The organism is Pseudocolwellia sp. AS88 (assembly GCF_030551755.1).
In the GTDB taxonomy this organism is placed as follows: Bacteria; Pseudomonadota; Gammaproteobacteria; order Enterobacterales; family Alteromonadaceae; genus Pseudocolwellia.
The window spans coordinates 1-23052 of sequence record NZ_JAUPEC010000022.1; the positions used below are offsets into that span (position 1 = coordinate 1).

Consider the following 23052-nt stretch of genomic DNA (forward strand, 5'->3'; position numbering starts at 1 on the left):
CCAACAGAAGCATGTTCCACTTAATATAATAATAAGTTACTTTAATAGATTAAGTGGCTTGGTCGAACTATAAGAAAATCAACAAGGACTAAAAACAGATAATTGGACTCCCTCACTCCCTAAGAAGTGAGGTAATATAAAAGTTACCACACAAATATATTATAAAGAGTCCTGAAATGTATCGTAGCAAAGTTGGTGTTGATTTAGCAAAAGAAGTTATTCAAGTTTGTACTTACACAAACAAAAAGGTGCAGTTGAATATCGAGATGACACCGAACGAATTTCTTTGTTGGCTCATTAATAGTAAACCTGCAACAATAATATTTGAAGCATGTGGTACATCAAACTACTGGAAGCAAAAAGCGATTGAAGCAGGACATGATGCGCGTTTGATTTCTGCTAAGCTGGTTGCTGTCGTTAGACAAAACCAAAAAACAGATAAAAACGATGCGCTTGCTATTATTCAAGCGGCCTTATTACCTGATGTAACCTTTATCGGTGGAAAAACGGTTGAGCAACAGCAACTACAAACCATTAAACGCTTACGAGAATTAGCTGTTAAGCATCAAGGTGCCGCGCAGAAGCAATTGGTGTCGTTATTGTTAGAGATGAATATTCGTATTTCAAATAGAAAAGGCGGAATTATTTCAGCGATTGAAGACGTGTTAGAAGATGCGACGAACGATTTATCTGTTGAATGTCGTCAGGCCATTTATACCGCAAAAGAGCATTTACGCAGTTTGATTAAAGCGGTTCATCAGTATGATGACTGCTTGGAAAAATCAGCTTCTGTACATCCTGACTGTAAAAAGCTACTAAAATTAGAGGGTGTAGGAACAATGAATGCGATTAATTTATATCTCTCGCTGGGTTGTTTTGAGTTAGGGGTATTCAATAAGGGAAAAGATGCTTCCGCCTGTATCGGTTTAACCCCGATACAACATTCATCAGGTGGTGTGGTTAAGTTAGGTTCAATAGGTAAACACTGTAAAAACAGTATATTGAGAAGCCAACTTATCTGTGGTGCAATGGCTGCGGTGAACCAAGCAATAAAACGTGAAGCAAAAACAAAGAAAGATGTCTGGCTAAAAGGTTTAGTTGAGCGTCGAGGTAAGAAGTGTGCAGCAGTTGCGCTTGCGAATAAGACCGTAAGAACGGCTTTTGCGATGTTAACACAAGGCACAGAGTATAAAGTGGAGTTATTGGCTGCTTAGCTTAAAAGATTGAATAGAAAAATGTAGTTTTAAAAGCGTTCAAACAACAAAAATGCAAAACGAAGATAAAAATCAACTAGTGAAGTCAGTAGCCCGCAAAGAGCCAGAGCTCGCTTAACAGATTTGACCATTAGTTCGCGTAAATATCAAAGAGCCAGAGATAGCTTCTCAATTTGAGCTCGTACATAAGTATGCATTAATTTCTTTGTGTTATTATTTTTGTTGTTGACAAGGGGGAGTCCACATAAGCGGGCTGTTCGCTTCGCTCCATTTTAGCCAACTATATTTTTCAGCTTATGTAAGCGTTAGGTATATTTAGTTTTGGCAATCAAGGATAGATTTTGAAGATTGATATCGAAAGAAGTAAAAATCATAAGTTTGGGATTTTTAGAAAGATGGAGGTTTACGTTGATGGCGAAAAGGTTTCGACATTAAAAGTTGGTGAGAGAATTCAACTTGATTTGCAAAAGTCTAATTTAATCTGGGTTAAAATGGACTGGTGTAGAAGTATTAAATTGCAATTAAACGAAGAAGAACTTAATTCATTTGTTTGTGGTGAGGAAAGTTTTTTCTGGGTTTTATTCGCTACTTTTTTCTATCCTGTTAAGGCGCTTTCTTTAAAAAAATTAAAGTGAGCTTGAGTCATACACATAACAAGTAACTATGACTTCAGGTTTTGATAATTAATCCATTTTTGCAACGAAATAAAGACTATTTCCCATCGGGTGATTAAGCGTAAAAAATGTAATTGCGTGTTCAAATCCATGTGATTTTCTAAATGAAATTTAAGATTTTTTAGAAGTTGTATACCATTACTCTAATTACTCAAAATATAAAATCTGCAGGTTGATTACTTATAATAATTAAAACGGCTCCTTAAAAAATAGCCGAACTTTGCAGAAGAAGAAGCTCTATATGAAACTATAAGCCGGTAAATCTCACGCTTAAAAAAATCATCAGCAAATAAGTGCTAAGTAAGGCTACTTATTCCCCATACAACGAGTATGACAAGGGTTATTACAATCATAGATTTAGTTTTATGTTTACGCATAAGATGTTCAGCTTTATCGCCAGCATAAAAAACTAAAACAGCTAAACCAAAATAACGAATAGCCCTAGCAATAGTTGCTGCAAGCAAAAATAAACTTAAAGAATATTTAGTCGCCCCAGCAGCTAACATAGCTATTTGAAAAGGGATTGGGACAATACCCAAAGTGAGCACAAACCAAAAACCTTGGTCTTGCATCTTCTGTTTAATATTTTCAAATTGTTCAGGCGAAGAAAACGTACTAATAATCCAGTCACCCACGGCATCAAACAAATAATAGCCTAAAGCATAACCAAATAAAGCCCCAATAATACAACCTAAGGTTGACATTAAAGCAATAAGCCACAGCTTTTCCCGACGTGCTTGCATAAGAGGAACTAAAACAGCCTCTAACGGAATAGGTACTATGGTGGATTCTAAAAAGGATGCTGTCGTAATTCCGCTAAGCATATGTTTAGAATCAACAAACTGTCGCGTTTTCTTTTTTATTTTCTTCTGAATACCCATAAAAATCCCTTTAAATGTAAAGATTAAGGCGGAATTACCTATTAAAACATCGGCTTTAGCCTCAAAACTATAAGGCTAATTACCATTCTGGATCATGAGTAGCTTTAAATACTACTGCCATTTATTTGCTGAAACAGAGTTCCAATCATATTGCCAAGATTCAGGAATAGTGCTTTCATCAAGCAGAACATTTTTGGCAATGTAATTGTAACGTTGGCCTAAGTGTTCAATAGTATTTTCAGAAACACGCGTATTAATATGATGCGGCTGTATGTCGCTCACTTTTTCTAAACCTGCGGCACCCGCTAACTCGGTAATATTTTTAATCATTGCATCATGAAACTTAAAAGCTCTTTCACCTTTTTCTTCAAAGTTTAATGCGTTATATCGAGCAGCATCTTGTGTTGCTATACCTGTAGGACATTTATCGTTGTTACAATGTCTTGATTGAATACAACCGATAGATAACATCATAGCTCTTGCGCTGTTAACAGTATCAGCTCCCAATGCAAGTAATCTCAGTACATGAAAAGCTGATAAAGCTTTACCTGAGGCAATAATACGTAATTTATCTCTAAGTCCACATCCCGTTAATGCATTTTCTACAAACACCAAGGCATCTCTTAACGGCATACCTACAGAGTTAGTAAATTCTATAGGTGCTGCACCAGTGCCACCTTCACCACCATCTATTGTGATAAAGTCAGGATGATAACCTGTTGCAACCATTGCCTTACATAAGGCTAAAAACTCACGTTTATTACCAATACTTAGCTTAATGCCTACAGGTTTTCCGCCTGATAATTCTCTTAATTTATTAATAAAATCTAGCATTTCTAAAGGTGTAGTAAAACTGCTATGAGCCGGAGGAGAAAGTACATCTTTACCTAAAGGAACTTTTCTTATTTCAGCTATTTCTGGTGTTAATTTTACAGCCGGTAAAAGCCCTCCATGCCCAGGCTTAGCTCCTTGAGATAATTTAATTTCAATCATTTTTACATGATCTTGCTGAGCAGTTTCAGCAAACGAGGTAGCGCAAAAATCACCTTGTTCATTCCTGCAGCCAAAATAGCCTGTACCTATTTGCCAAACTAGATCTGCGCCAAATTGACGATGATAACGACTAATACCACCCTCACCTGTATTATGATAAAAACCACCTTTAGCAGCACCTTTATTTAACGCTAATATTGCATTTTTACTTAATGCACCAAAGCTCATGGCTGATATATTTAAAAGCGATGCTTGGTATGGTTTGTTACCACTTCCGAAAGTAACTCTAGGATCTTTTTCTTTTGCATGAAATGGTGTCATAGAATGACTTAACCACTGGTAACCTACTTTGTACACATCAAACTGTGTTCCAAAAGGACGTGTGTCGTTAACACCTTTTGAACGTTGGTAAACCAAGTCTCTAAACTCTCTGTTTATTGGTCTGCCGTTGAGATTAGATTCTATAAAATATTGCTGTATTTCAGGTCGGAAAGATTCAAGTAAATAACGAATATGACCTACCACTGGATAAATTCTTAAAAGAGTATGTTTACTAAAAAACACATCCCAAATACCTAAAAGTATTAAAGGTAACGCTAGAACAAACAACCAAATAGCATTAGGCCAAAAACGCTGCGCAAATAAAATTAAGAACACTGAGACTGCTGAAATAATATAAAACCACTGACGAGCGAGCATACCTTTAACCTTTATTATCTAGAAAATCCATCAGGATTGATTGAGGAAGTTATGAAATAGAATACAAAAAATGAATTAAACCATTGTTCTAGGATGTAATAGAAACAATGGCTTAACTATATAAAGCAGATATTAAACTGAAATAGGCGCTTTAATATGAGGATGAGATTCGTAACCCACTAACTCGAAATCTTCAAAAGTAAAATCAAAGATACTGTCAACTTTAGGGTTAATTTTCATTGTAGGTAAAGGTAATGGTTTTCTTGAAAGTTGCTCTTTCACTTGCTCCATATGATTAGAATATAAATGCGCATCACCAAAGGTATGCACAAAGTCACCTAATTCTAAGTCACACACTTGTGCAATCATCATGGTAAATAATGCATAACTGGCGATATTAAATGGTACACCTAAGAAAATATCAGCACTACGTTGATAAAGCTGACAAGAGAGTTTTCCGTTTAGCACATAAAACTGAAATAACGTGTGGCATGGAGGTAAAGCTTGTTTGCCTAATGCTGCATTTTCAGATGGTGAAATAGAAGTGTCTGGCAATAATGCTGGATTCCATGCCGTAATAATATGTCTGCGCGAATCAGGGTTAGTTTTAAGATCATGAATAAGTTGAGCTAACTGGTCAATCGTTTCGCCATTAGCTGACGGCCAATTTCTCCATTGAACACCGTAAACTGGACCTAACTCACCTTCTTCAGTCGCCCAAGCATCCCAAATTTTAACGCCATTCTCTTTCAAGTAAGCAATATTTGATTCGCCTTTTATAAACCATAGCAATTCATGAATAATAGATTTTAAATGACACTTCTTAGTGGTAACTAATGGAAAGCCTTTAGATAGGTCAAAACGCATTTGATAGCCAAAAACACTACGTGTTCCTGTACCTGTTCGGTCTGATTTATCTACACCGTTGTCGTGTACATGTTGCATTAAATCTAAGTATGCTTGCATGGAAATTTCCTATAAATAGCGTTTTAAAGTAGTTGATACTAATCCCGGTTTAATTGAGTACTTCAAATAACGAATGATTAAATGCTTTAATTCAGCACTTTTCTTTTCAAATAAAATGGAGTAATTAATTAGTGAAACGTCTACAGCAAGATGAGTATTTTTATGAGGGATATAATAATAGAATTTTAAACGCTTAGCTAACGAGAATAAGCCATTTGTTAAAAAATTATCTATATAAATATACATATCAACAATGAAACGAAAGATTCAATCGTTTTAAGCAAATATCATTTTCAAGGCAACAACTAAAAGGAAAAACGCAAAGAAATACCCTAATGTTTTTACAGGAAGTTTAGAAGCATATCGAACGCCTATTGGAGCGAAAATTGTTGAAGTAATAGCAACAGAAATTAAAGCAGGTAAATATACGTACCCCATGCTCCATTCGGGTAGTGCAGCAACACCAAAGCCTGAAATTATATAACCCAAGCTGCCAAATGCAGCGACTACGGTTCCACAAGTTGTAGCTAAACCAATAGCATGGCGCAACGGCACGCCAAAAAAGCTAAGAATAGGTATTAAAATTACCGCTCCAGAGATCCCCATCAAACTAGCAATAACGCCACAAGCATAGGCAATAATGAAGATAAAAACGTTATTTGGTAATGGAAACTTCTTGGTAATTCTGACCGAGAACAGCATGTAAAACGCTAAGATAGATACCGCGATAGCAAAAATATTTTTTAATAAATCAACAGAAAGTAAATCTGCAATTAACGAACCTCCTAAAGCTCCCAAAGCAATCGGCAAAATAAACTTTTTAGTAAGGGACACAGGAATATTATTATTACGATAATGAGATATGGTCGAAGTAAACGAGGTAATTACAATTGAACATAAAGATGTACCCAACGCGATAGGCACTACAAGCTCTATAGGAATATTTAATGAGGGTAATAAATATATAAGTACTGGGACAATAACTAGCCCGCCACCAATGCCTAAAAGGCCTGATAGGAAGCCGACAAAAATGCCGAGAAAAACACATGATACGATAAATATACTAAGCATATCCCTCTGCGATAAAGGTGGTTAGGTTTGTAAGCACAATATTCTTGTCATTCAATACTGTGAGACCTGAGAAAATTTCCAATACACTATTTTCAATACAATATGTAGTTAGTTAAACTTTGTTCGGGTTAATGGGTTGATTAATGAATTAAAAATTACATACCTGCGCGAACAAAGCCCCCTAGCCCTAAAATTTCAAACTGCTCTCTTAAATAACTATGTACTTCTTTAGCTGAACTGAAAGATAAAACATGAGATAAAATAATTTTAGCTTTTTGCATTTCAACATGACGTATCACCCACTTTATTTTAGCAATATGGTGAGGATTAAGACTTAACTTATCGTATCCCATAGCCAATAATAATAAAGCGCCTGTTGGTTCACCCGCAAGTTCTCCACATAAGCTTAATGGCACTAAGTATTTATTTGATTCATCGGCAATTGTTTTTAATGCACGTAATACTGCTGGATGATAAGCATCGTATAAATCTGCAACTTGTGCGTTGTTACGATCAACTGCGAGTAAATACTGGGTTAAATCATTCGAACCTACTGAAAAGAAATCAACTCTGCTGGCAAATTCTTTTAGCTGAAAAATAACACTTGGTACTTCAATCATCATCCCTATTTTAGGTTTTAAGAAGGTAGATTTGTCTTTAATTCCAAGCTCAGCCGATAATTCATAATAGGCTTGATTAATTAAGCGCGTTGACTCATCAACTTCAGAGATATTAGATATCATTGGTAACATAATTTCTAAATTATTATGACCATAATTGGCTCGGATCATTGCTCTAACTTGCTGTAAGAAGATTTCAGGATGATCAAGTGTGATCCTGATCCCACGCCAACCTAAAAATGGATTATCTTCAACAATAGGGAAATAAGGTAAAGCTTTATCACCACCAACATCTAGCGTTCTCATGGTAACGCTTTGCTTTGGAAAAGCTGCTAACACCTGTTTGTACAACACGGTTTGTTGTTGCTCAGAAGGGAAGTAACTTTGGCTCATAAATGGAATTTCAGTTCGATATAAACCAATTCCCATGGCGCCCAAGGTTGTAGAATGTTCAAATCCTGAAGACAATCCAGCATTTAATTGCAGTTCAATACACTTACCATCTAAGGTGATAGCAGGTAATTTTTCAACTGTTTTGACTTTATCAGCTAAAGCGTATTCTTCTTCAATTAAATGCTGATACTCTTTTAACAGTGAATCATTTGGTGCAATGAAAAGCTCGCCTGTATAACCATCTACAATAGCAACTTGCCTATCAAGCTGTCCTAATGGGATTTTATCAACGCCCATAATAGCGGGTAAACCAAGAGATTTAGCCAGTATCGCTGCATGCGAGTTATTTGAACCTGCAAACGACACAATACCTTTTAAACCACGGTGTTGATATTCAGCTAACATTGCAGCCGTTACATCTTCAGCTACTAATATAAAGCTATCAAGTGACTCGTTAATTTTTTCATTTTTGTTTAATAAGTTAGCCAGTAACCGATTACCTAAATCTTTTATGTCACTGGTTCTTTCACGTAAATAGCTATCTTCTAAAGCTTCAAACTTAACAGTGTAACTATCAACAACTATCTTTAATGCACTTTGAGCGCTCCAGCCTTCATGAATTTTCTTTTCAATTTCTAAACCAAGATTTGCATTGTCTAGAAGCTGCTTATACATTTCAAAAATATCTAAACTGCTATCAGAAATGATGACACTTAACTGTTGAGCCATGATGTTTATTTCATGGCGGGTATCAGTAATAGCTTGATGAAAAAGTTTTAATTCTTTCGGGATATTATATTGTTTTTTTAATACAACCGATTGAAGATTAACCGTAGGCTCTATAACAACTAACTCACCAATAGCGACACCTGAAGAGCCACTTACACCTTGTAATTTTTTTGAGTGTTGGTTATTAATTTCAGCAAAGTTATTTCGCGCTTCAGCATTCACTAATGCCATAGCTAATTGAGCAGATAAAGTTACAAGAAAAGCTTCTTCGTTTTCATTAAAGCTACGCGCTTCACGTTGTTGAATTGAAAGAATACCCAGTACTTTACGTTGATGAATGATTGGCGTACCTAAAAAGGCATTAAGATCATCTTCTTGTACTAGTGGGGTTTTAATGAATTGTGGGTGTTCGTGTGCATTTGAAATATTTAGGAGTTCTTCACGTTGGCCAACTAAACCAACTAAACCTTCTGAGAATCCAATACGGGTATTACCTAACGCATCTTTCGCTAAACCATCAGATGCCATTAATACAAATTGTTCGGTAGTATAATCGGCTAAATATACTGAACAACAATCGGTATTTAATGCTTCCTTAACCTGAGTAACCATTTGACATAATGCGCTTTCTAGCTCTGCATTACGGCTAAACTCAAGTACGATGCGACGTAAGGTGGTTAACATGTATCTCCCTTTTATTTTATAGTTGTATTGAACTGCTCTTTAAGCTGTATTTTTATATTCCAAAATAAATTAAGTGAAAGTGAAAATAAAAAATAGCCTACAAGGATATGTAAGCTATTAGATTAAACATAATAATAATCAGTTACGGCGTTTACGACGCTCTGATCGATATGAGGGCATAGCTGGTAACAAAAACTCTTTCATTACTTTTCGATAAACCTCACGCTTAAATGAAACAACTTGCCTTACTGGATAAAAGTAGCTTACCCATCTCCAATCATCAAATTCAGGATGCTCTGAATTTAGTAAATCTACAGATGATTCTTTAGACGTTAGCTTAAGTAAAAACCATTTCTGTTTTTGCCCAATACATAACGGTTTGCTGTCGTGTCTTATTAAACGCTTCGGTAGTTTGTATCTAAGCCAGTGTTTGGTCGAAGCAACAACTTTTACATGTTCAGGTTTTAAACCAACTTCTTCCTGAAGTTCCCTGTACATTGCTTGTTCTGCTGATTCACCCTTGTCTATACCACCTTGTGGATATTGCCAAGAATGTTGTCCAAAACGCCTTGCCCAAAATACCTGTCCCCTATCATTGATTATTACTATGCCGACATTGGCTCGATAGCCATCAGCATCTATCAAAGGAGCTCCCGACAAATTTTCAATAGTTAACTGATTCTTCCACACAATAGGCTTTGGAGCAAATAAAAATTCACTTGATACCAGACATTTAGGGCAATAATAATCGCTAACAGGTGCATTCATTTATTCAATTAGTATAATAGACAAAACAACTTAACGACCGACTATTATCAAAATAAATATCCCACAAGACGAAACAACGCTATTAACACGAGCAAATGCATTATCTGGACTAACGTTAGGCGAAGTTGCGGGTAATGAAGGCATAGTTGTTCCACAAGATTTAAAGAAAGAAAAAGGTTGGGTAGGATTACTACTTGAAAAAGTCCTTGGCGCAAGCGCCGGTTCAAAGCCAGAGCCAGACTTCCCTCATTTAGGTATAGAATTAAAAACCCTTCCCATCACACGTGAAGGTAAACCGTTAGAAACCACGTTTGTGTGTGTAACACCATTAAAAGATTTAGTGGGAGCTACATGGCAAAACAGTCACATTAAAAACAAACTTGCGCGTGTATTATGGGTTCCTATTATTGCTGAGCGTTCAATAGCGATACCGGATCGCATAATTGGCACACCTTTTATCTGGTCACCTTCGCCTGAAGAAGAGCATTTAATGGCGATGGACTGGCAAGAACTAACAGACATGATTGTTTTAGGTGAAGTAGAAAACATTACAGGTAAACACGGACAAGTGCTTCAAATAAGACCTAAAGCCGCCAATAGCCAAGCAAAAACTCAAGCGGTAAATAAAAATGGGCAACCGTTTATGACGCTACCCAGAGGATTTTATTTAAAAACTACTTTTACTCATCATTTGTTAAAAAAACATTTGAGGATTAATTAATCTGAGCCCCGAACACCAGAATATAAAAGCATCAGAATAAAGATTGGAAACCGGGTATTCACTAAAAGAAGCTTGGTATAAAGATGCGTAACAAATAAATAACCAATGACTTCTTTTACATACTAAAAAGGATTATCAATATTTAATTACCGATTAATAATCCCCTCTTACCCATGCTCTTTAATGCAAATGCTTTGTGCAAAACTTACTGTTGAATGAGCTGGAATTATTACAGGTGAAGTATTTGCTGCTTCTAAACAAACATATTCATTTTCACCTTGCGAGTGAATATCATCCATACTATCAGCGGTTTCTTTCCCTGGATTCCATAAAACCCATTGATGACAATCAGAAGAAGTCACTTCTAGAGTACGCTGCCAAGCATTATCTACAATATTCATCACATTATTTGATTGATAAACACGATCAATAGGACCTTTACAGTTTTCTAATGTGCTGAAGTTATCAAAAGTGTTTGATAGTTTATCGAAGTAATTTACCTGAGATAATTCATTAACGTGAGTTTTTTGAGGATCACCAACGGCAAAATAACTGTGTAAAGCGCCTGTGTATTCAACATCTTTAGCTGATTTGTTTTCTATAAATAGCTTCTGTGAAAATGATTCACCAAACACTATTTCTTGTTTTAATTGATAGGCGATATCCCAAGCTGGCGTTCTATTTTCACCTTGTTGGCTTAGAACAACCTTAACTGTATTTTCAGTTATTTCGATATCTTCTACTTGCCATAATGATGTTCTCGCAAAGCCATGATTCGCTAATAACGCTTTATCAACATGAGTAAAATCAAGGTTTTTGTTGTGTTGAAATAAATCAGCTTCAAAACCACCAAACCAAGGTAAACAAATAGGTATTCCGCCTCTTATGCCCTTATTATTACCAAACAAAGAGTCTTTACTCATCCAAAATACAGGCTGTTGTCCTTTAGGTTGCCAAGAAACAACATGTCCGCCATACAAACTGATAGATGCGCTGAAAAGTTTGTGCTCTATTTGCAAGCCATCAGTGGTTGTTAATATATTTTTATCTGAGAAGCGGGTTTGTTCTACAGCACCAAATTCATTATGTTGATTTATGATTTGTGCTGCTTTTTCAATACTATCTGATGACATGAGGATCCTAAATATAAAACGCTTATAGAAAACGGAGTAAGACTAAGTTGATTACCCCCTATTCGGGTTAATTAATTACATTTTAGAGTAAAGGGAAATAGTGCGAAAGGATAAAAAAGATTTTATAAGTGATTTAATTTGTTCTTATGGATTATTTAAAGGCATTCAAAGTAATAAAAATAAAAAGCCATTTTTCCAACCGTGTTAGCGATCGTAAAAATGGCTCAAATTTTCGTTTAAATAAACTCTAACTTTCTTCTAAAAAATACAAAAAATTATAAAGAACGACAAATGGCTTCTACTGAATCTTTCGCATCGCCAAATAACATTTGTGTATTATCTTTAAAGAATAATGGATTTTGAACACCTGCATAACCCGTGCTCATTGAACGTTTAAAAACCACAACATTCTTAGCATTCCAAACTTCCAATACAGGCATACCTGCAATAGGGCTTGTTGGATCTTCTGCAGCTGCCGGGTTTACGGTATCGTTAGCACCAATAACCAGCACCACATCCGTTTCAGGGAAGTCATCATTAATTTCCTCCATACCTAAAACAATATCGTAAGGTACTTTAGCTTCAGCTAATAACACATTCATGTGACCTGGTAATCTTCCTGCAACAGGGTGAATAGCAAATCTTACATTAATGCCTTTTTCTTTTAGGATGCGTGTCATTTCATAAACAGGATATTGCGCTTGAGCTACTGCCATGCCATAACCAGGCGTAATAACCACTGATTTAGCATCACTTAATAAAGCAGCTACCGCTTCAGCTGTTGCTTCCACATGCTCGCCATAATATTTATCTGTATCAATAACCACATCTGTTCCAAAACCACCGGCAATAACGCTGATAAACGAGCGATTCATCGCCTTACACATAATGTAAGATAATATCGCACCTGACGAGCCCACTAATGCACCTGTAACAATTAATAAGTCATTACTTAACATAAAGCCTGCTGCCGCTGCTGCCCAACCAGAATATGAGTTAAGCATTGAAACCACTACAGGCATGTCAGCACCACCAATAGATGCAACCAAATGCCAACCAAACAATAAAGCAACAATTGTCATAATATATAATGCAGCCGAGCTGCCATCATTTTCAACAAAGCTAAGCATTAACATAAAAGAGAATAATAACGCCGCTAAATTAAGGGTATGACGTTGAGGTAACATAAGCGCAGCTGAATTAATTAAACCTCGTAATTTAGCAAAAGCAACTACAGATCCGGTGAAAGTAACCGCACCAATAAACACCCCTAAGAAAATCTCAGTTAAATGAATATTAGTTTCCATTTGCTGAGCTGAAGTTAAATATCCAACAGGATGACTCGACATTTCATAAAAGCTATTAAAGCCAACTAAAACAGCAGCTAAACCAACAAAGCTATGTAATATAGCGACTAGTTCAGGCATTCCTGTCATTTCAACTTTCTTCGCTAAACGTAAACCAATAACGGTTCCTATAATCATAACAACAATGATCACACCTACGTTTGACACTCTTTCGTCAGCAATGGTCGCAATTAAAGCGATACTCATACCAACAATACCAAACCAGTTGCCTCTTTCAGCCGTTTCTTGTTTACTTAAGCCTGACAAACTAAATATAAATAACAATGCTGAAACTAGGTATGCAGCACTAATAAATCCACTTGAAAATTCCATAGTGCCTCCTATCTTCTAAACATTTTTAACATGCGTTTTGTTACCATAAAACCACCAACAATATTAATTGTGGCAATAAGTACGGCTATCGCAGCTAAAACTTGAATAATGGTATTGTCTTGCCCTATTTGTAATAAAGCACCAACGATAATAATGCCTGAAATAGCATTAGTAACACTCATTAGTGGTGTATGAAGCGAATGACTAACATTCCAAACAACGTTGTAACCTATTACACAAGATAAAACGAAAACCGTGAAGTGAGAGATAAAATCTGCAGGAGCAACACTCGCTACCCAACCAAACAATAAAGCAGCGCCCGCCATCAAACCATATTTTTTCAATGGACTTGTGGGTACTTCTGGCTCAGGCTCCACTTTAGCAGCAGGTTCAGGTTTAGTTGCTGGAGCAGCACTAACTTGAATTGGCGGTGGTGGAAAAGTTATTTCATTGCCTTTAACCACTGTCATATTTCTTACAACAACATCGTCAAAATCTACTTGAATAGTACCGTCTTTTTCAGGACACACTAGTTTAAGTAAATTAACTAAGTTGTTCGCGTAAAGCTGCGAGGCTTGATTAGGTAAACGCGATACAAGATCGGTATAACCAATAATATGCACACCTTCTACATCAGCAATTTTTCCTGGAACGGTTAGTTCACAGTTACCACCACTTGCCGCAGCTAAGTCAACAATAACAGAACCTGTTTTCATTGATTTTACCATAGCTTCAGTGATCAGCTTAGGTGCGGGTCTACCTGGGATCATGGCTGTGGTAATAATAATATCGACGTCTTTAGCTTGTTTAGCAAAAAGTGCCATTTCGGCTTCAATGAATGCTGCACTCATTTCTTTAGCGTAACCATCGCCAGAACCTGTATCTTCAGGTTCTTCGTAATCAAGCTCTAAAAATTCAGCACCCATGCTTTCAATTTGTTCTTTAACTTCAGGGCGAGTATCAAAGGCTCTAACAATAGCCCCTAAACTACTAGCAGTACCAATAGCAGCAAGGCCAGCAACACCTGCACCGATAATCATAACTTTAGCTGGAGGCATTTTACCTGCTGCTGTAATTTGTCCTGTAAGAAAACGGCCAAAATTATGAGTCGCTTCAATGACAGCACGATAGCCTGCAATATTTGCCATTGAACTTAATGCGTCCATTGACTGAGAGCGTGTCATTCTTGGTACCATTTCCATGGCAAAGGTTGTAATAGATTTTTCTTTTAAAGCTTCGAGTAACTCAGGCGATTGAGCTGGAGCGATAAAACTGATGAGATGACTCTCATCTTTCATTTGAGAAACTTCTTCAAGGGTTGGAGAGTTTACTTTAAGTATAATGTCTGACTGAAAGCAATTAGCTTTGGTAACAAGTTCAGCGCCAACATCTAAATATTCTTGATCTGTAAAACTAGCTTTTTTCCCTGCATTTTTTTGCACATTAACATCGAAACCTAGCTTTTTTAGCGCAGCTACCGATGTCGGTGAGGCAGAAACTCGATTCTCCCCCGACAGCACCTCTTTGGGTATACCAATATTCATAGTTCACCTTTATTATTATGTTTTATTGTCGATACATAAAATCCATCGTGCGAAATTAGGATCCCCTGATAGGGATGGATAAATACCAGGCAGCTCAATTAATGAGTCAACCTAGTATTATTATTAACCGTAGCAAAGATGTACAAATAATGAAAGTAAAGAATGAAAGGGGTAACTTACAAACTGAAAGGTAAATCTTTCGAGTTAATCGATATCTTCCAAAGGCCAAGAAACAATATAATCTTCAAAATGCACGATACTAATATCGTCATCTTTCACTATTTTCCCTCTAACTGACATACCCGCATTATGCATAGCTGTCTTTTTACCTTTGTGCAGTAATGGGTGCCAAGATGGTATCCCACGACCTTCTTGTAAGCGTCGGTAAGTACAACTTGGAGGCATAAAAAACACACCATCTAGGTTGTCTTGTGTTAAACGCACGCAATCAGGTACAAGGGTTGTACGCTCTGCATATTTAGTGCATTGACATGATTTTTCATTAAGTAAAAAACAGGCAATATTCGAGTAATGAATTTGCTCGCCTTCTTGAATATGATCTGTTGGTAAAAGCTCAGTTGACTCATCTGTTGATTCATCATCAATAAACTTATTTAAACAACATTTAGCGCAACCATCACACAAGGATTCCCATTCAGTTCGAGACATTTCTGACAGGGTTTTACTTTCCCAAAAAGGTGTTACAACGGGCTTAACAACCTTTGCTGATTTCTTTGGCATGCGCTTTTCTCTTCTCTCTTTTTGAATACAATATATGAAATTGTTCTAACTTGTTATTAGCTAGTTAACCTGTAATAAAACAGGTTGTAACTACTCGTTTATTCTTTGTTTTAGTTTCTAAGTATAGACAGAGTGTTTATTTTATTAAAATGCTTAGCCTCACATTAAGTGTAGCTCACGCTCTATAAACTGATCTATTAATGAAAATGGTTTATTTAGGATTATACACGTAACAGTAGGCTATTAGGTGTAAAACAAAGATAAACACTTGTGCTAACACTACTCAGCTCAAGTGTTTATCTTGAATAGACGTTAATCTATTGGTGGAAACTTAATGCGGTCTGATAAATGCCCTACTGAACTTACAAAGTAGTAACTTAAATTCCAGTGCATCAAACTTTTGTAATTATCGTAAGCTAAATAAGCTCTACCATTAGCGTCATCAGGGAAAACTAAAGCAGCCGTTAAATCAGCTTCAGGTAAATTAGTACCATCGGTACGTCTAACACCTAATGCCTGCCATTGTGCGAGAGTTTTTTCAGTTCTACTCCAAGCTTTTAACCAGTTTGCGCGACTACCTGTATTTTTAGGAATAGCTAAACTCGTATCAAAACCTTCAGGTAATTTTACTTGTCGTCCCCAAGTTAGATCATCATTCCAGTTTTCATTTTTTAAATAGTTAGCCATTGAAGAAAATACATCGGCATGATTTCCCCAAATATCTTTTTTACCGTCGCCATCGCCATCTACCGCATAGCTAAGAAAAGATGTTGGCATAAATTGATTTTGTCCCATAGCGCCAGCCCAAGAGCCTTTCATATTTTCAATTGAAATATGACCTTCTTGTAAGATAGTTAATGCTGCCCATAATTGTTTTTTAAAGAAGGCTTCTCTACGGCCTTCGTAAGCCATAGTTGATAATGCTGAGATAACATTATAGTTACCCATAATTTTACCAAAATTGGTTTCAAGCCCCCATAGCGCTACAATAAAACGTGGTTGTACACCATATTTAGCGCCAACTTCGGTGAGGAGTTGTTCATGCTTTTTGTATTCACTACGAGCACGTTCAATTTTCCAGTTAGGGACACGTTTAGGTAAATAAGTATCGAGAGTTTCAACGTTTTCTGGCTGACTTTTATCTGCTTTTACTGCACGTTGATGAAAAGTTACGTTAGCGAAACTGCTGTCTATTATTTCAGGCGTGTAACCTTTCTGAAGTGCTTCTGCTTTTATTGCTTTAATATAAGCTTCAAAGCTTGGCTTCTCTGCCACAGCATCATTTGCTGCTGCATAAGATGCAAATAAAATAGTACTAGAGAGTATAATTTTTTTTAACATAGAAGTTCCTGTTAAAGCATTGTTCTTGAATAATGAAGTTATTTGCACAAATACAATTCCTTTTATTAAATATCAACTAACCTGTTTTGCTTTTTTCATGTCTATTTTATGTTGATCTAGCATGTTTTCTTGAGGAGGCGGTAACTGTAAATAATAACCTTGATCCTTCAACTTTTCTTTAACAGCATCAATATCGGCCATTGCTAATTTTGATTTGTCTGCAAGGTTCATTACTGTCACTAAAGTTGGCGTACCAAATACCGACATTAATGCCTCTGGCACACTAGAAAAGTCATTCCTTTTAGTAACAAATAAATATGTTTGAGCTTTTTTAGAGCTTTTATAAATGGTGCACAACATAAGTAAACCTACAATTTATGGATAATAAAATTTTTTACATTAAGAATATAACACGCCAAATAACTCGCTTTCATGTTATTTAGCGTAAACAATGTGTGTATTTGTAACTAAAATAACCTTAAGACTTAAAGTTATTATTAGCAAAAGCTTTTAATTTTTCGCCAAACAATTCTAAACGCCAGCCATTTAAAATATCAACAGCGCTTATATCATTCTCTGCGTTATTAATTTTGAAATGCCAACTAAGAAATTGATTGATTTGTTTTTTAGACGCTAAGTTTTCAGGTAACAAATTAGCGTCTTTAGCTGCTGCTGCAACAAAGGTTTTTACATGTTTGAAGATTTGCTTATAAGCAGGATATTCATCTAAACGAATAATAACTTGTGGATATTCGCTTTCAGGTACTTTATTTGCCTGGTTTAGTACCTGCAACATGGCTTTACCCTTGTGCTTAATGTCTAAAACTTCGATACCTTCAATACCTAACATAGCACCAACACTTATTGGGTTTCTTTGGGCTATGGCAATTAATGTATGATCTTTAGCAATAAAGCCTAGTGGCATATCTCTTTTTTGAGCTTGTTGATAACGCCATGAAGCTAAATATTTTAAGGCATTAAGTTGTTCAGCATTTAACTTCCAATTCATTTTGATGTTTAGGTACATTAAGCTGTCATCAATAGGTGAAAACTTACGATCTATCATTAATTGGGTTTCTTGTTGGGCAGCCTCTAACCAGCCAGACTCTTTAACAAGCTCTAGAATTTTAGGAAATATTTGATGTAAGTATTCAACATCAGCTTCGGCATAGGTTTTTTGGCGTTCAGTTAACGGGCGTTTGATCCAATCAGTTCTTGATTCTGACTTGTCTAACTCAACACCTGTAAAATGTTGAACGGTTGCGGCATAACCCAATGATAATCCATGACCTAAAAACGCCATCATAATTTGGCTATCAATTAAGTTAACGGGTTTACAGTTGGCTGCAGTTAAAAATACTTCTAAATCTTCAGAACATGCATGAAGTACTTTACAAATATTTTCATTAGTCATTAACGACCAAAAAGGTGATAAATCATCTATGGTAACAGGATCAATTAACGCAATAATTTCGCCATCGCTAACCTGTAAAAGACCTAACTTAGGATAAAGGGTTCGAGTACGAACAAATTCAGTATCTATTGCTAAATATGTCGATTTTTCTAATATATTACACAATTCAACCAGAGTAGAATAATCTTGAACGTACTGTCTTTTTGTTATTTTTTCCACGGAAAACCTTGATAGTAATTAACGTTTTGATGACTTAGCATGAATTAATCAATTGGGTGTTAGACGATAATAACACTGATTGATGACGTTTATTAATGATGACAGAAATTTATGACAACTTAATAAACGCCTACAGAGTTTTACTTAACCTGAACTCTGGATAATGAATTTTGTAATTTATTGATTCATATAACTTTAAAATAAGACTATATGATTTCACTAAAAAATATCATTTACTTTATTCCTAATGTTGGGATTTAGCCCGTATAACACGACGGTTTTATGTACTAATAGCTGGCTATTAGTAATAAAATCAACGCAGATAGACGGTTAAATAACAATAGTAGGCATAATTGATTATCCTGTTTTCAGGTTACTTACGACGACGAATCGCTTGCTGTCTGGTTTGATGTTTTTTAACTGAGCGACGAATACGACGACTTTTTGCGTTATCCATTGCCTTTTCGTCAACTTTAACTTTACTTTGTGTTTCCACAGGTAAATTAACAAGCTTACGGTAGTAGTTCACATCTTTTAATGGTAATTCAGTCCAACCACCTAAAGGTAACTGACGCTTCATTTCCATATCGCCATATCTTACACGGATCAAACGACTAACTTGGACTTCTTGGCTTTCCCATAAACGTCTTACTTCACGGTTTCTACCTTCAGAAAGTACTACATGGAACCAATGATTTCGCCCTTCACCACCACGATAAGTGATTTTTTGGAATTTAGCTGGGCCATCTTCCAATTTAACACCTGCACGCAAGGTTTGTAGCATTGCTTCGTTTACTTCACCAAATACACGTACTGCGTATTCACGTTCTACTTTTTGTGATGGATGCATTAATCGGCTGGCTAACTCACCATCAGTGGTGAATAGCAACATACCAGAGGTGTTAATATCTAAACGACCTACAGCAACCCAACGACCATCTTGTAGTGGTGGTAAACGATCAAATACGGTTGGACGACCTTCAGGATCTTTACGTGTACACATTTCCCCTTCAGGTTTGTTGTACATTAGAACACGACATAAATCGTCTTCTTTAGCTTTAATGCTAACAAGATGACCATCTATTTTAATTTGTTCGTTACCCTCAACACGGTCACCTAAGTAGGCCACCTTGCCATTTACGGTAATACGACCAGCGCTAATAAAGGTTTCTAGTTCTCGACGTGAACCTTTACCCGCTCGGGCTAAGACTTTCTGTAGTTTTTCAGACATTTTTAATTCTCGTTCGTCAGTAACTTTACAAATAATGCATGGCATTTTTGCTACGCTGCTGTCTCAAATAGTTGAATCTATTATCTCAAATGTTCAGCTTAATAATATTAAGCATCGTCAGATAATGTAAATTCAGTTAACGGTACTTTTTCAATAGAAAGCGGTTCAGGTAAATCACTTAATGTTTCAAGTGAGAAATAATCAAGAAATACTTGGGTAGTCGCATATAATGCTGGTCTACCAGGAACTTCTTTATACCCTACTATATCTATCCAATTTCTTTCTAATAAAGTTTTCATGATGGCGCTGCTCACAGCAACGCCTCTAATATCTTCAATTGCACCACGTGTTATGGGTTGTTTATAAGCAATTAACGATAGTGTTTCTAATAGTGCTCTTGAATATCTTGGTGCTCGCTCTTTAAATAAGTTGGCGAGTTCGTTGCTAAATTTGGCTACTGCTTGAAAACGATAACCTGATGCAACCTTAACTAATTCAATGCCTCTATTTTGATAATGAGCACGTAGTTCATTAATTTGAGTAATTATACGCTTATTAGATACATTGTGCTGTTCTAATACTGTTTTTTTCAGTAATTGAACTGACAAAGGTTTGGCAGCAACAAAAAATGCAGCTTCAATCAAACATTTAAGTTGTTCATCATTTAATAAAGCCATTAGCTAAACCACCTTAAGTGATTAAGTTTGTTGCTGCGAATAGATGAAATCTGGTTATTTACCATCATAATTTAAACAGCTTCTTGTGACTTTAGTGAAACTTGAATAGGCCCGAAGACTTGTGCCTGAATACATTCGATTAATGAGTCTTTGAGTAATTCTAAAATAGCGAGGAAAGTAACCACAACACCATGACGCCCTTCTTTAATATCGAACAGTTTACTAAATTCAATATAAGGATTGTTTGCTTCAACATTACGTAATTGGTTGAGAATATAAGTCATACGTTCACGGGTTGATAAAGCTTCTTTTTGAATATAATGATGTTCCAGTGCTTTTGTTCTTTTCATAATATCTTGTAATGCGCCAACCAAGTCAGATAAATCAACATCCGCATCGATTGTTCTTGGTTGAAAGTTATCAGGCACATTAGCATTAGCTATAAAAACATCTCGGTCTAAACGTGGTAATTGATCTAGCTCGTTAGCGGCATGTTTTACTATTTCATATTCTTGTAAACGCCTAACCAGTTCTGCTCGAGGATCTTCTTCAGAATCCTCTACTGTTTGTTTAGGCAATAATAATCTTGATTTAATTTCAGCTAATATCGCCGCCATTACCAGATATTCAGCAGCTAACTCTAATTTAATGTCTTTCATCAAGTCGACATAAACCATGTATTGCTTGGTAATGGGGGCTATTGGTAAATCTAAAATATTAAATTTTTGTTTACGAATTAAGTACAAGAGTAAATCTAAAGGCCCTTCAAAAGACTCTAAAATAATTTCGAGGGCGTCTGGCGGAATAAATAAATCAATAGGCTTATCGTTATAAGCTTCACCGTGGATCATGGCCAAAGGTAGAACCTGTTGGACCATTTTCCCGTCGTTTATCTTTGTGCTAGTTTTCTGCAAAAGTTAATCCACTAATGTGAGCTTTATTCAAAAGGACTTGGATCGCCTTCACCTACTCGAATGATTGTAATATCTCCATCAGAGAAATCTACAACCGTAGTAGGATGTTCCCCTAAATGACCGCCATTAATAATAAGGTCTACTTGATGCTCTAAAAGATCGCGAATGTGTTCAGGATCAAACTCCGCTCTACTCTCACCAGGCATAATCAAAGTGGTCGACATAATAGGTTCTTTTACTTCAGCCAATAAAGCTTGAGCAATATTATTGTCAGGTACACGAATACCAATAGTTTTACGTTTTGGATTTAATAAACGTTTAGGTACTTCTTTAGAGCCTTTAAAAACAAAAGTATAAGGCCCTGGCGTGTTACTTTTAAGTAGTCGGTATGCACTATTATCTACACGAGTATATTCAGACAATTGCGACAAATCACGACATATAAGCGTAAAGTTATGGCTTTTCTCTAAATTTCTTATATTACAGATACGCTCTAAGGCTTTTTTATCACCCATGTGACAACCTATGGCGTAACCAGAATCTGTTGGATACACAACAACAGCTCCGTCATGGATCATAGCTGCTGCTTGCTTCATTAAACGACCCTGTGGATTATCAGGATGAACATAAAAAAATTGACTCATAAATTACTCCATTCTTTTGTAGTTTAACGGCTTAGCATTTCAGATTGCAGTTTCTCTGGCCATAAAGACCAAATAGGAAGTGCTTTTTTGGGCATACGTAAGTTACGCCCTAAATCGCTCCATTTGTTATGCGGATGATGAAAGTCAGATCCCATTGAAGCATGCAAATCATATTCTAAACAAAAGCTTAGCATTAATTGTCGTTGGTCGTTACTCATTTGTGGCAGAACAATCTCTAAACCGTCGCCGCCTTCTTGTTTAAATTGAATAACTAAACGTCTAAGCCATTTTGTTGATAAGTCATATCTTACAGGATGCGCCATAACAGCTGTGCCACCAGCTTGATGAATCGCAGTTATAGCTTCTTCAATAGTACACCAGTTAGGTTTCACATAGGCACGCTTACCTTTACCTATATATTTATCAAAAGCCGCCTGCATTTTAGAAATGCTACCTTGTTGTAATAATACTTTGGCAAAATGAGCACGAGTTAAAGAGCCACCATTAGCTAAGGCTTTAGCTTTATCGTAAATACCTTCAAAACCACATTTAGCAAGTTTCTCGCCCATACTAATTGCTCTACTTTCCCGAGCAATTTGTTGATTTTCAATAAGCTTAAGTAACTCAGGATTTGTTCTGTCTATATTTAAACCGACAATATGTATTTCAAAACCTTGCCATGCTGTAGATATTTCAATACCGTTGATTAAATTTAACGCGTATTTTTTTTCGCTTATATAACTATTTGCAATATCTAAGGCCGATACCGTATCGTGGTCGGTAATGGCTAAAACATCGATTTGGAAGTTAGTCGCCCTTTCTATAAGCTCTTGAGGAGTTAATCCCCCATCAGAAAATTTAGTATGGCTATGTAAATCAATGCGTAAATTTGAAAAGTCTTTAGATTCTATGGTTGACATAACATCCATAATGGGTTCTTCTATAGAGGATTTTATTTTGCCTGAGTGCAAGTTTACTGAGATGACGAAGATAATGATACAAACAAAACAAACTATTTTATTAATTTGGTGGTGGCATAATTCTACATAAGTAGGTTATGGCGATTGTTTGTATGTAAATTATACAGAAAAATATATTCCAA

21 protein-coding genes are annotated in these 23052 nt (G+C 36.1%); 3 read left to right on the forward strand and 18 right to left on the reverse strand.

All coding sequences use genetic code 11. From position 1 onward, the window contains the following. Positions 1-176 precede the first annotated feature (176 nt). On the forward strand, positions 177-1214 hold the full coding sequence (locus tag Q5N69_RS14135) for an IS110 family transposase (protein WP_304369665.1): 1038 nt from the start codon (positions 177-179) through the stop codon (positions 1212-1214). 341 nt (positions 1215-1555) lie between these two features. Then, complete coding sequence (locus Q5N69_RS14140; protein ID WP_304369667.1) at positions 1556-1849, forward strand: hypothetical protein; 294 nt, start codon at positions 1556-1558, stop codon at positions 1847-1849. Positions 1850-2184: 335 nt separating this feature from the next. Here the strand turns inward: Q5N69_RS14140 and Q5N69_RS14145 are convergent, their stop codons facing one another. The 6 genes from Q5N69_RS14145 to rppH form a co-directional block, all read right to left on the reverse strand. Next, complete coding sequence (locus tag Q5N69_RS14145) at positions 2185-2769, reverse strand: YqaA family protein (protein WP_304369668.1); 585 nt, start codon at positions 2767-2769, stop codon at positions 2185-2187. A gap of 111 nt (positions 2770-2880) precedes the next feature. Continuing rightward, on the reverse strand, positions 2881-4461 hold the full coding sequence (locus Q5N69_RS14150) for an FMN-binding glutamate synthase family protein (RefSeq protein WP_304369670.1): 1581 nt from the start codon (positions 4459-4461) through the stop codon (positions 2881-2883). Positions 4462-4593: 132 nt separating this feature from the next. After that, positions 4594-5427, reverse strand: a complete 834-nt coding sequence (locus Q5N69_RS14155; RefSeq protein WP_304369672.1) for a thymidylate synthase — start codon at positions 5425-5427, stop codon at positions 4594-4596. Positions 5428-5703: 276 nt separating this feature from the next. After that, the gene (locus Q5N69_RS14160; protein WP_304369674.1) at positions 5704-6498 is read right to left on the reverse strand and encodes a sulfite exporter TauE/SafE family protein; all 795 of its coding nucleotides are present in this window, start codon (positions 6496-6498) and stop codon (positions 5704-5706) included. 155 nt (positions 6499-6653) lie between these two features. Then, complete coding sequence (gene ptsP, locus Q5N69_RS14165) at positions 6654-8924, reverse strand: phosphoenolpyruvate--protein phosphotransferase (protein ID WP_304369675.1); 2271 nt, start codon at positions 8922-8924, stop codon at positions 6654-6656. Between the two features lie 138 nt (positions 8925-9062). Next, a complete protein-coding gene (rppH, locus tag Q5N69_RS14170; protein WP_304369740.1) occupies positions 9063-9569 on the reverse strand; it encodes an RNA pyrophosphohydrolase in 507 nt (168 codons plus the stop codon). Between the two features lie 166 nt (positions 9570-9735). On the opposite strand from rppH, the gene mutH reads away from it, so the two are divergent. Further along, positions 9736-10413, forward strand: coding sequence for a DNA mismatch repair endonuclease MutH (gene mutH, locus Q5N69_RS14175; protein WP_304369741.1), 678 nt, complete (start codon positions 9736-9738; stop codon positions 10411-10413). Positions 10414-10580: 167 nt separating this feature from the next. Here mutH and Q5N69_RS14180 read toward each other — a convergent pair whose 3' ends face one another. From Q5N69_RS14180 to Q5N69_RS14235, 12 genes are all read right to left on the reverse strand, one after another. Further along, positions 10581-11546, reverse strand: coding sequence for a D-hexose-6-phosphate mutarotase (locus tag Q5N69_RS14180; protein ID WP_304369676.1), 966 nt, complete (start codon positions 11544-11546; stop codon positions 10581-10583). 275 nt (positions 11547-11821) lie between these two features. Beyond that, entirely contained in the window at positions 11822-13225 is a 1404-nt protein-coding gene (gene pntB / locus Q5N69_RS14185) for a Re/Si-specific NAD(P)(+) transhydrogenase subunit beta (protein ID WP_304369677.1), read from the reverse strand. Between the two features lie 8 nt (positions 13226-13233). Next, a complete protein-coding gene (locus Q5N69_RS14190) occupies positions 13234-14769 on the reverse strand; it encodes a Re/Si-specific NAD(P)(+) transhydrogenase subunit alpha (protein ID WP_304369679.1) in 1536 nt (511 codons plus the stop codon). Between the two features lie 204 nt (positions 14770-14973). After that, positions 14974-15510 (reverse strand): YcgN family cysteine cluster protein, encoded by a 537-nt coding sequence (locus tag Q5N69_RS14195; RefSeq protein ID WP_304369680.1) that lies wholly within the window; start codon positions 15508-15510, stop codon positions 14974-14976. A gap of 312 nt (positions 15511-15822) precedes the next feature. Then, complete coding sequence (locus Q5N69_RS14200; protein ID WP_304369681.1) at positions 15823-16851, reverse strand: lytic transglycosylase domain-containing protein; 1029 nt, start codon at positions 16849-16851, stop codon at positions 15823-15825. A gap of 72 nt (positions 16852-16923) precedes the next feature. Beyond that, positions 16924-17211: a YcgL domain-containing protein gene (locus tag Q5N69_RS14205; protein WP_304369682.1), complete on the reverse strand. Its 288-nt coding sequence runs from the start codon at positions 17209-17211 to the stop codon at positions 16924-16926. A 118-nt stretch (positions 17212-17329) separates the two neighbouring features. Then, positions 17330-18484, reverse strand: a complete 1155-nt coding sequence (gene rnd, locus Q5N69_RS14210; RefSeq protein ID WP_304369683.1) for a ribonuclease D — start codon at positions 18482-18484, stop codon at positions 17330-17332. Positions 18485-18857: 373 nt separating this feature from the next. After that, the gene (gene rluB, locus Q5N69_RS14215) at positions 18858-19715 is read right to left on the reverse strand and encodes a 23S rRNA pseudouridine(2605) synthase RluB (protein WP_304369742.1); all 858 of its coding nucleotides are present in this window, start codon (positions 19713-19715) and stop codon (positions 18858-18860) included. Between the two features lie 107 nt (positions 19716-19822). Further along, positions 19823-20392, reverse strand: coding sequence for an SMC-Scp complex subunit ScpB (scpB, locus tag Q5N69_RS14220; RefSeq protein ID WP_304369685.1), 570 nt, complete (start codon positions 20390-20392; stop codon positions 19823-19825). A gap of 71 nt (positions 20393-20463) precedes the next feature. Continuing rightward, entirely contained in the window at positions 20464-21270 is an 807-nt protein-coding gene (locus tag Q5N69_RS14225; RefSeq protein ID WP_304369686.1) for a ScpA family protein, read from the reverse strand. A 59-nt stretch (positions 21271-21329) separates the two neighbouring features. Next, on the reverse strand, positions 21330-21950 hold the full coding sequence (locus Q5N69_RS14230) for an L-threonylcarbamoyladenylate synthase (protein ID WP_304369688.1): 621 nt from the start codon (positions 21948-21950) through the stop codon (positions 21330-21332). A 23-nt stretch (positions 21951-21973) separates the two neighbouring features. Then, entirely contained in the window at positions 21974-22879 is a 906-nt protein-coding gene (locus tag Q5N69_RS14235) for a PHP domain-containing protein (protein WP_304369689.1), read from the reverse strand. Between the last annotated feature and the right edge of the window lie 173 nt (positions 22880-23052).